Origin of the sequence: Maricaulis maris (assembly GCF_003634045.1) — a bacterium.
GTDB classification, from domain to species: Bacteria; Pseudomonadota; Alphaproteobacteria; order Caulobacterales; family Maricaulaceae; genus Maricaulis; species Maricaulis maris.
Genome location: NZ_RBIM01000012.1, coordinates 1 through 2,595 on the forward strand (window position 1 = coordinate 1; position 2,595 = coordinate 2,595).

General features: G+C 61.7%; 2 protein-coding genes. Both read left to right on the plus strand.

The genetic code is table 11. The annotated features are described in order from the left end of the window. Positions 1-435: hypothetical protein (locus C7435_RS16895; protein ID WP_170150530.1), on the plus strand; the 435-nt coding region annotated here is incomplete at its 5' end. A 9-nt stretch (positions 436-444) separates the two neighbouring features. Beyond that, the gene (locus C7435_RS16900; RefSeq protein ID WP_121212584.1) at positions 445-2,583 is read left to right on the plus strand and encodes a hypothetical protein; all 2,139 of its coding nucleotides are present in this window, start codon (positions 445-447) and stop codon (positions 2,581-2,583) included. Positions 2,584-2,595 lie beyond the last annotated feature (12 nt).

The window sequence follows — 2,595 nt, forward strand, 5'->3', positions numbered from 1 at the left end:
CCAACCACTTGGCGGGACAGCTTTCATATCCACACGGCGACAACGAATACCGGCAGTGGCCCGAATGTGGGTAATCCCTATCCAATTGAAGATCAGTACGATCGCGACGTTGTCTTCGTGTTGCCGACCACTGGAACGCCCTGGGTTCATGGCGGCGAGGATTTCAAAAAGATCGCACTCAAACTGGTGATCGAACCTGCTTCGCCTGAAACGTCCGGCTCGACCTGTGTCTACGGTTCCATCGATTCAACGAAAATGCGCGACTCTCTCGTCCTGCAAGACCTCGTCGCGAGCTTGAAAGCCAGCATCAACGGGCCGGAACTCAGTGTCGTGAAGGCGACAGTGAGCGGCTCCACCACAACCACTGGCGGATCAGACGGGGCGGGCGCTATCCCCGTGATCGACTGGACCGCCGGTGACTTTGTCATGCCGTAGGAGCTAAAAATGTCCCTCAACCTCGCAACCGGAAGCTTCTCGTCCGGCGCCCATCCGACAACCCATGAAGTGCGCCGCCTGGCGCGGGAAATGGCGCGGCAACTGGCTGCTGGCGCCTCGCTCGATCTGCGCTTTGTGGATGGCCTCTATTATCGCAAGGACGTGGCGACGGGAGATGATGAATTGTTGCCGGCGTTCGAGCTGCTGGCAACATGCAGCCGCGCCAGCTTGAAGTATTATCCCAACTGGTCGGGCCGCTCAGGCGACCCGGTCGGCCGGCTTATCAAGTTTGGCGTCGACCAGCGCGCGACAGGGGATTTGGGGCCTCTTGATGAGGGTGTTGGCGAAAACCTGATCGAGTATGAGCGCACCGAGGGCGCTGTGCTGGGCGTGTTGGGGTCCGGTGGTGAATTGCCGACAGGTTGGGGCGCCTCGACCGATGGCACAACAATCGAAGTGACCGACGCCGGCAGTGAGCGCGGATGGCGCCATGTCGAGCTTGAGATTGTGGCGAGCGGCGCCGCGTCGCCCATCATCTATTTCGCCGGCGCCGCCGAAATCGCAGCGGCAACCGGCAATGAGCGCACCCTGTCAGTCACGGCGCGCGCCGTGGGCAGTGTGATCGCCAACTTCTCAGGCATCCAACTTCGCCAAGATGAGCGAACGGCCAGCGCGTTCGTATCGCCGAACACCAAGGCTGTCGAGGCGGTGACAACCGAGCTGGCGCGGTATGGTCACCCGGTCACGCTGTCGGGCGGCGGCACCGTGGCCTATGTGCGTCCGGCCGCACAGCTTACTTTTTCCGGCGCTGGTACGCAGCGCATTCGGCTGTCCATGCCGCAGCTTGAGACGGGCCTGGTTGCGACGTCGCCCATGATCAAGGAATTCGGCGAGACGGGGACAGCAACCCGCGCGGCTGATGTGATCTCGCGCCTGACGATCTCGCGCGCCTCGCGCAAGTCGAACGCCGGCGAGTGGGATTTCAAGTCGGGTGGCGTATACGGCCATCATATTGAGTTCGCGCCGGGTGTCGCTGCGCTGACAGGTAAGGGCCTGTTGGTTGATCCGGCGACCACGAACTGGATACGCAACCCATTGGGTGTGGGGGCGGCGGCGGGTAGCCCTGGCACGCTGCCGACACACTGGTTGACGCAGCTTTCCGGCGGTGTCTCGGTTGATGTGGTCGGGTCTGGCAAGTCGGCTGGCGCGCGCTATGTCGACTTGCGGGTTCATGGGGCAGTGACGCCCGGCGTCGCGACAATTTATCTGGAAAGCTCCAGCTCGGTCCCGGCTTTGCAAAACGAAATCTGGACAATGGCCACCGGCTTGCAGGTTGTCGGCGGCACGGCGGCCAATATCAACTATGTCAATCTGGGTCAGGTTGAACGCTCGGATGCAGGCGTGGCGCTCGCAGTGAACAACAGCGCCTCATTCATGCCGGATCACCAGCATCGCCGCTGGGTGCAGACCGTCACGATGTCAAATGGTTCCACGGCCTATGTTCAACCTCGTATTGATATCCGTACCGGCACCGGCGACGTGGATATCACCGTCCGGATATTCTTGCCGCAGTTGGAGAAAAAGTCTTACGCGACTTCGCCAGCGATGCCGCTCGATGGTGTTATTGGGGCAACGACGCGTGCGGCCGACAAGATCACATTGACCGGTGATGTCTGGCTGACGGGCGGGCGCGGCACGTTGTTTGCCGAGGGCGTTGTCCCGCAGGCGGTCGCCTCGTCCGCTGATCCGGATCGTGCGGGGACGCTGGCATTCCTGCGGCCAAACACGTCGCGGGGCATTGTCGTCGGACTGGATCGGTTCGAGGACGAAGCCGAGTTTTCATTACGCGCCGAAGATTATACGACGAACTCGGCGACAAGACCCCTTGGTGATCTATCGGTTGGCGACAGAATTGCCCTCGCGCTGGCTTGGGATGGTGACACTTGGTCGGCCAGTGCGACCGGCGCGACGCAGGTCGTGGGCAGTGTCTTGAGCGGCGACGAATTCCCAGACCAGGACTTGCAACTCGGTTGGGGGTGGCCCGGCGGTGGCTCGCCGAACGATGCCAATCTTTCCTCTTACCTTCGCCGGGTCTCGTTTTGGGATTACCGGCTCTCCAATGCGGCGCTGGAAGACCTGGCCGCTTAACCTGAAAGGAAC